This is a genomic window from Stenotrophomonas sp. SMYL11 (assembly GCF_036320005.1).
Taxonomy (GTDB): domain Bacteria; phylum Pseudomonadota; class Gammaproteobacteria; order Xanthomonadales; family Xanthomonadaceae; genus Stenotrophomonas; species Stenotrophomonas maltophilia_A.
In genome coordinates, this window is the sequence record NZ_JAWIRS010000003.1 from 64,553 (window position 1) to 70,835 (window position 6,283).

The window sequence follows — 6,283 nt, forward strand, 5'->3', positions numbered from 1 at the left end:
CGGGTTTTTTCATGCCTGGCATCCAGATGGCGGGTGCCGACCGCTGGTCGGCACATTCCCTCCACCCCGAGTAGGTGCCAAGCTTGGTTGGCACACCTATCCCGCCCCCGGTAGGTGTCGACCTTGGTCGACACGATGTTTCCTCACTCGGTAGGTGCCAACCTTGGTTGGCACACGGCTTCAAAGCAATCGAGCATGGCTCGACTCTACAAAGGCCGCTGGGCAGAATGGCCCATCACCTCCCGACGGGCGACGCGATGCTGTTCGAGTGGTTGCTGGGTTCGTACCTGCTGCTGATCGACTGGCTGATCCGGCTGGTCGCGCTGTGCTGGATCCCCACCCGCACCACGCCGGGTGCGGCGCGCAGTTGGCTGCTGCTGGTCGGCTTCGTGCCGCTGCTGGGCCTGCCGCTGTACCTGCTGTTCGGCCACCCGTGGCTGTCACGCGAACGCATCCGCCGCCAGGCCGAGGCCTCGCAGGTCATCCGCGAGGAACAGGCGCTGCAGCATCGCCTGCGCTGGACCCCGCAGCCGGATACCGCCAGCGCCGAGATCGTGCCGCTGGTGCAGCGCCAGGGCGACTTCATGCCGGTGCACGGCAACGCGGTCGACCTGCTGACCGACTACGACGAATCGCTGCACACGCTGATCGCCGACATCGACCAGGCCGAAGACCGCGTGCACCTGCTGTACTACCTGATGTTTGACGATGCGGTAGGCGAGGCGGTGGTCGAGGCACTGCAGCGTGCCGCCGCACGTGGCGTGCAGTGCCGTGTACTGCTCGACGCGGTGGGTGCCAAGCGTGGCCTGCGCGCCTATCGCAAGCGCCTGCAGGCGCGCGACATCGAAGTGCGCGCGATGCTGCCCGGTGGCCTGCGCTGGCGCCGCAGCGGGCGCATGGACCTGCGCAACCACCGCAAGATCGCGGTGATCGACAACGAAGTGGCCTATGTCGGTTCGCAGAACCTGGCGGGCCCGCAGTTCGTGCCTGGCCACCCGAACCGCGAGCTGGTGGCGCGCGTGCGCGGCCCGGCGGTGGCGCATCTGGAAGCGGTGTTCGCCAGCGACTGGTACATGGAAACCGGCCAGCGCCTGGATGTGATCACCGATGTTCCCGAATGCGGCGACGACATCGCCACCCAGCTGCTGCCCAGCGGCCCGGCCTACCCGTACAGCAACGCGCGCGATGCGGTTGCGGCGCTGATTCATCTGGCGCGGCGCCGGCTGGTGATGGTGACCCCATATTTCGTGCCCGACGAGGCCACGTTGAGCGCGCTGCGCATTGCGGCGTTGTCCGGCGTGCAGGTGCAGCTGATCCTGTCGGCCAGCAACAACCAGCGGCTGACCTCGTGGGCGCAGGAGGCGTACTACGACGAGCTGCTGCGCTGTGGCGTGCGCATCGCCCTGTACGAACCGCAGTTCCTGCACGCCAAGCACATGAGCGTGGACGAGGACATCGCTGTGCTCGGCTCGATCAACATGGACATCCGCTCGTTCGCGCTGAATGCCGAGATCGGCTTGATCTGCTACGACCGCGCGCTGGTGAAGCAGTTGTGCGAGATCGAGGATGGCTATCTGCGTGAGTCGCGGCAGCTGGATCTGCAGCAGTGGCGCAGCCGCCCCCCGTGGCGGCGCAGCCGCGAGGGCATCGCACGGCTGGCCGATGCGTTGATGTGAGCGGAGCGCGCAACCGGCGGGGTGGAGGCAAGCGGCAGGGGGGATGCAACCGATGGGGTGGATGCAACCGGCGGGGTAGAGTCGACTGTTAGTCGACTGCTCTTGCGATAAAAATCCCGCGCTGCGCGCGATAGTCGACTAACAGTCGACTCTACCCTGTCACTTCCGACGTTTCCGTCATTCCCGTCATTACAGCGGTCGTTCCCGCCCGCTTCGGCAACCCGGCCCGTCATCGCCGATGGCCTACAATCGGCGCATGACTGATTCACCGCGTAATGGCGAACTGGACCTGGCGATCATCGGTGGTGGTGCGGCCGGGGTGCTGGTGGCGATCCAGGTACTGCGCCAGGCCCACGCGCCGCTGGCGCTGGCCATCTTCGAACCCGCCTCGCAGCTGGCCCAGGGTATCGCCTATGCCACGCCATGGCCGGAGCACCTGCTGAACGTACCGGCGGCAAAGATGAGTGCGTTTGCCGACCAGCCCGGCGATTTCCTCGACTACCTGATGGCTGCCAACGCCTACCCGGGCGAGGCGCGCGAGGTGCTGGGCGAGCGTTACGTGTGTCGCCATTACTTTGCTGCCTACCTGCAGCAGCGCCTGCAGGAGGCCGCCGCGGCGAGCCCGGCGCAGCTGCAGGTGATCGCGCAGCCGGTACTGGGCCTGCAGCCGGATGACCACGGCTACCAGCTGACACTCGGCGATGGCAGCACGCTGCATGCCGCGCAGGCGGTGCTCGCCACCGGCAACAGCATGCGGCCGCTGCCGGTGGCCGGTGCCGACGCACTGCCCGCCGATGACGTGATCGAGGCCTGGGACTACGACGGTGTGCGTACCCTGGCCGGCGACCAGGCCGTGGCCATTGTCGGCTCCGGCCTGAGCATGGCCGACACCGTGCTGGCGCTGGTCGCCGCCGGTCATACCGGCCCGCTGCATGTGATCTCGCGCCATGGCCTGCTGCCGTTGCCGCACGCGCACGGCGGCCTGCCCAGCTTCGATCCGGCGGTGCTGCTGCCGATGAACCTGCGCCAGCGCCTGCGTGCGCTGCGTGGCTTCGCCCGTCAAGCGCAGGCCGATGGCCTGCCGTGGCAGGGCGTGATGGACCGCATCCGTCCGCACGGGCAGGCGCTGTGGTGCAGCCTCGATGAGGCCGACCAGCGTCGCTTCCTGCGCCATGTGGTGCGCTATTGGGACGTGCATCGCCACCGCATCGCCGAAGAAGTGGATGCGCAGTTGCAGGCGCTGCAGGACAGCGGCCAGCTGCGTATCCACCGGTCCCGCCTGCAACGCGTCTGGCGCGACGGCGATTCACTGCAGCTGTCCGGCCGCGATGCCTCGGGCAATGAACAGCAGTGGATGATCGGCGGGGTGATCAACGCCACCGGCGTCGAAACCCGTGCCAGTGCGTTGCGCAATCCGTTGCTGCAGCAGCTGCAGGCCGAGGGCCTGGCACGCCCCGGCCCGCATGGGCTGGGCCTGGACAGCACGGTGCCGGGCGACCGCCTGCGCGCCGCCGGTGGCCAGCCGCAGGCGCGGCTGGGCGTGCTCGGCAGCCTGCGCATCGGCAGCCTGTGGGAAAGCCTGGCGGTGCCTGAACTGCGTCAGCAGGCGCAGGCGCTCGCCACCGAAGTGGTCGCAGGAGCCGCGACGGCGATGCCGTAAAATGGGGGCATGGATGTCTCCCACCTGCTTGATGGCCTGAACCCGGCCCAGCGCGAAGCCGTCTCCGCTCCTCCCGGCCACCACCTGGTGCTGGCCGGTGCCGGTTCCGGCAAGACCCGCGTACTCACCCACCGCATCGCCTGGCTGCATGAAGTCGATGGCGTGCCGACCCACGGCATTTTCGCGGTGACTTTCACCAACAAGGCGGCCGGCGAGATGCGCCACCGCATCGACGCCCAGCTGCCCCATGGCAGCCGCGGCATGTGGATCGGCACCTTCCACGGCCTGGCCAACCGCCTGCTGCGTCTGCACTGGCAGGACGCGAAGCTGCCTGAAGGCTTCCAGGTGATGGACTCGGACGACCAGCTGCGGCTGGTCAAGCGCGTGGTACAGGCACTGGAACTGGACGACGGCAAATACCCGGCCAAGCAGATCGCGTGGTGGATCAACGCGCAGAAGGACGAAGGTCGCCGCCCGCAGCACATCCAGCCCGAACCGCACGACGCCTGGCTGGAAACCATGCGCCAGGCCTACATCGAGTACCAGGCACGCTGCGACCGCGCCGGCCTGGTCGACTTCGCCGAGCTGCTGCTGCGCGCGCATGAGCTGCTGCGCGACAACCCGGCGCTGCTGTCGCATTACCGCGCCCGCTTCCGCGAGATCCTGGTGGACGAGTTCCAGGACACCAACGCCATCCAGTACGCCTTCGTGCGCGTGCTGGCCGGCGATTCCGGCCACGTGTTCGTGGTCGGTGACGATGACCAGGCCATCTACGGCTGGCGCGGCGCCAAGGTCGAGAACGTGCAGGGCTTCCTGCGCGACTTCCCGGGTGCGCAGACCATCCGCCTGGAGCAGAACTACCGCTCCACCGCCAACATCCTCGGCGCCGCCAACGCGGTGATCGCGCACAACCCAGATCGCATCGGCAAGCAGCTGTGGACCGACAGCGGCGACGGCGAGCCGATCGATCTGTATGCCGCGTACAACGAGATGGACGAGGCACGCTACATCGTCGAGCGCGCCCGCCAGTGGGTGCGCGACGGTGGCAGCTACACTGAAGTGGCCGTGCTCTACCGCAGCAACGCGCAGTCGCGCGCGCTGGAAGAAGCCTTGCTGAGCGAACAGGTGCCGTACCGCGTGTACGGCGGCATGCGCTTCTTCGAGCGTGCCGAAATCAAGGACGCGCTGGCCTACCTGCGCCTGTTGTCCAACCGCAATGATGACGCGGCGTTCGAGCGCGCGGTCAACACGCCGACGCGTGGCATCGGCGACCGCACGCTGGACGAAGTGCGCCGCGAGGCGCGCGCGCAGGGCATCTCGCTGTGGGAAGCGACCATGCTGGTCACCCAGGGAAGCGCGCTGGCCGCGCGGGCGCGCAATGCGCTGGCCGGCTTCCTGGTGCTGATCAACGAGTTGCAGGCGCAGACCCTGCACATGACCCTGGCCGAGCGCGTGGACCACGTGCTGGCGCGCTCGCAGCTGCGCGAGCACTGGAGCAAGGAAAGCCGCAACGCGCTGGACTCGGAATCGCGTACCGACAACCTCGACGAACTGGTCTCGGTGGCCTCGCGCTTCGTGCGCCGCGCCGACGACATCGAGGAAGTGGGCGAGGACATGGACGAGCTGGTCGCGTTCCTGGCCTATGCCGCGCTGGAGGCCGGTGAGGGCCAGGCACAGGCGGGCGAGGACGGCGTGCAGCTGATGACCCTGCACTCGGCCAAGGGCCTGGAGTTCCCGCTGGTGTTCCTGGCCGGCCTGGAAGAAGGCCTGTTCCCCAGCGCACGTTCGCTGGAGGAAAGCGGGCGGCTGGAAGAAGAGCGCCGCCTGGCCTACGTCGGCATCACCCGCGCGCGCCAGAAGCTGGTGCTGAGCTACGCCGAATCGCGCCGCATCCATGGCCAGGACAACTACAGCCTGCCGTCGCGCTTCCTGCGCGAGATTCCGCGCGAGCTGCTGCACGAAGTCCGCCCGAAGGTGCAGGTCTCGCGACCGGCCTCGATGGGCGCCAGCCGGGTGATGGGCCATGCCTCGATCGAGGCACCGCCGGTCAAGCTCGGCGCGCTGGTTACCCATCCCAAGTTTGGCGAAGGCATGGTGACCGACTACGAAGGCAGCGGCGCACACGCCCGCGTGCAGGTCGAATTCGCCGACGCCGGCAGCAAGTGGCTGGTGATGGCCTACGCCAACCTGACGGTGATCTGATCACCGCCTTGCTTCATCTGTAGAGCCGAAGGTAGCGGCTCCTGCCGCTACCTTCGACTCTACAATGGGGCCTGACATCTTCCAGGAACGTCCCCATGACCGAACCCACGCTGCACGTCACCGTGAAGTTGAACGCCCGGCTGCAGCCAGAGCACCGCCATGAACTGTTCGAGGATCCGCTCGACGCGCTGCTGCAGGCGGCCCAGGTGGGCGAGCTGACCGGCGGTGGCACTGCGATGTCCGACCTGGGTGAGGTCGAATACGGCGATATCGAAGTGGCGCTGGCCGATGCGGCCGGCGTGCCGAAGCTGATCGATCTGCTGGAACAGCTGGGTGCACCGAAGGGCTCTCAGCTGCAGGGCGCAGGCGAGGCCGACCGCAGCTTCGGCGTGACCGAGGGCCTGGGCATCTACCTGGATGGTCTGAACCTGCCGGACGACGTCTACGAACAGTGCGATTCCAACCACGTGTTCGAACAGCTGTCGGAGAACATCGACGGCCTGGGCGAGATCTGCAGCTGGTGGCAGGGCCCGACCGAGACCGCGCTGTACATGTACGGCGAATCGTTCGAAGCGATGCGTGATGCGATCGCTGAATTCGTGGCCAGTTATCCGCTGTGCCAGAACGCACGTGTTGTGCAGATCGCCTGAAGGTGGGGGCGCTGTAGAGTCGGGGGGGGGGGGGGGGGGGGGGGGGGGGCGCGGCGGGGGGGGGCGGGGGGGGGGGCGGGCGGCGGGGGGGGGGG

The 6,283-nt window shown here is 67.9% G+C and carries 4 protein-coding genes; all 4 read left to right on the forward strand.

Annotation, left to right across the window (positions count from 1 at the left end; all coding sequences use genetic code 11):
- Positions 1-257: 257 nt before the first annotated feature.
- The 4 genes from cls to V3B46_RS07210 all read left to right on the forward strand — a co-directional run bounded on the left by cls (position 258) and on the right by V3B46_RS07210 (position 6,188).
- Entirely contained in the window at positions 258-1,676 is a 1,419-nt protein-coding gene (cls, locus tag V3B46_RS07195) for a cardiolipin synthase (protein WP_329891706.1), read from the forward strand.
- Positions 1,677-1,914: 238 nt separating this feature from the next.
- A complete protein-coding gene (locus tag V3B46_RS07200) occupies positions 1,915-3,336 on the forward strand; it encodes an FAD/NAD(P)-binding protein (protein ID WP_329891521.1) in 1,422 nt (473 codons plus the stop codon).
- 9 nt (positions 3,337-3,345) lie between these two features.
- Positions 3,346-5,538, forward strand: a complete 2,193-nt coding sequence (gene uvrD / locus V3B46_RS07205) for a DNA helicase II (RefSeq protein ID WP_329891523.1) — start codon at positions 3,346-3,348, stop codon at positions 5,536-5,538.
- 95 nt (positions 5,539-5,633) lie between these two features.
- Positions 5,634-6,188: a hypothetical protein gene (locus tag V3B46_RS07210; RefSeq protein ID WP_154264818.1), complete on the forward strand. Its 555-nt coding sequence runs from the start codon at positions 5,634-5,636 to the stop codon at positions 6,186-6,188.
- Positions 6,189-6,283 lie beyond the last annotated feature (95 nt).

Bases quoted from the DNA above. Each gene is read 5' to 3' on its own strand.
- V3B46_RS07200 (WP_329891521.1), top strand. From the start codon at position 1,915: ATGGCCTACAATCGGCGCATGACTGATTCACCGCGTAATGGCGAACTG.
- uvrD (WP_329891523.1), top strand. From the start codon at position 3,346: ATGGATGTCTCCCACCTGCTTGATGGCCTGAACCCGGCCCAGCGCGAA.
- cls (WP_329891706.1), top strand. From the start codon at position 258: ATGCTGTTCGAGTGGTTGCTGGGTTCGTACCTGCTGCTGATCGACTGG.
- V3B46_RS07210 (WP_154264818.1), top strand. From the start codon at position 5,634: ATGACCGAACCCACGCTGCACGTCACCGTGAAGTTGAACGCCCGGCTG.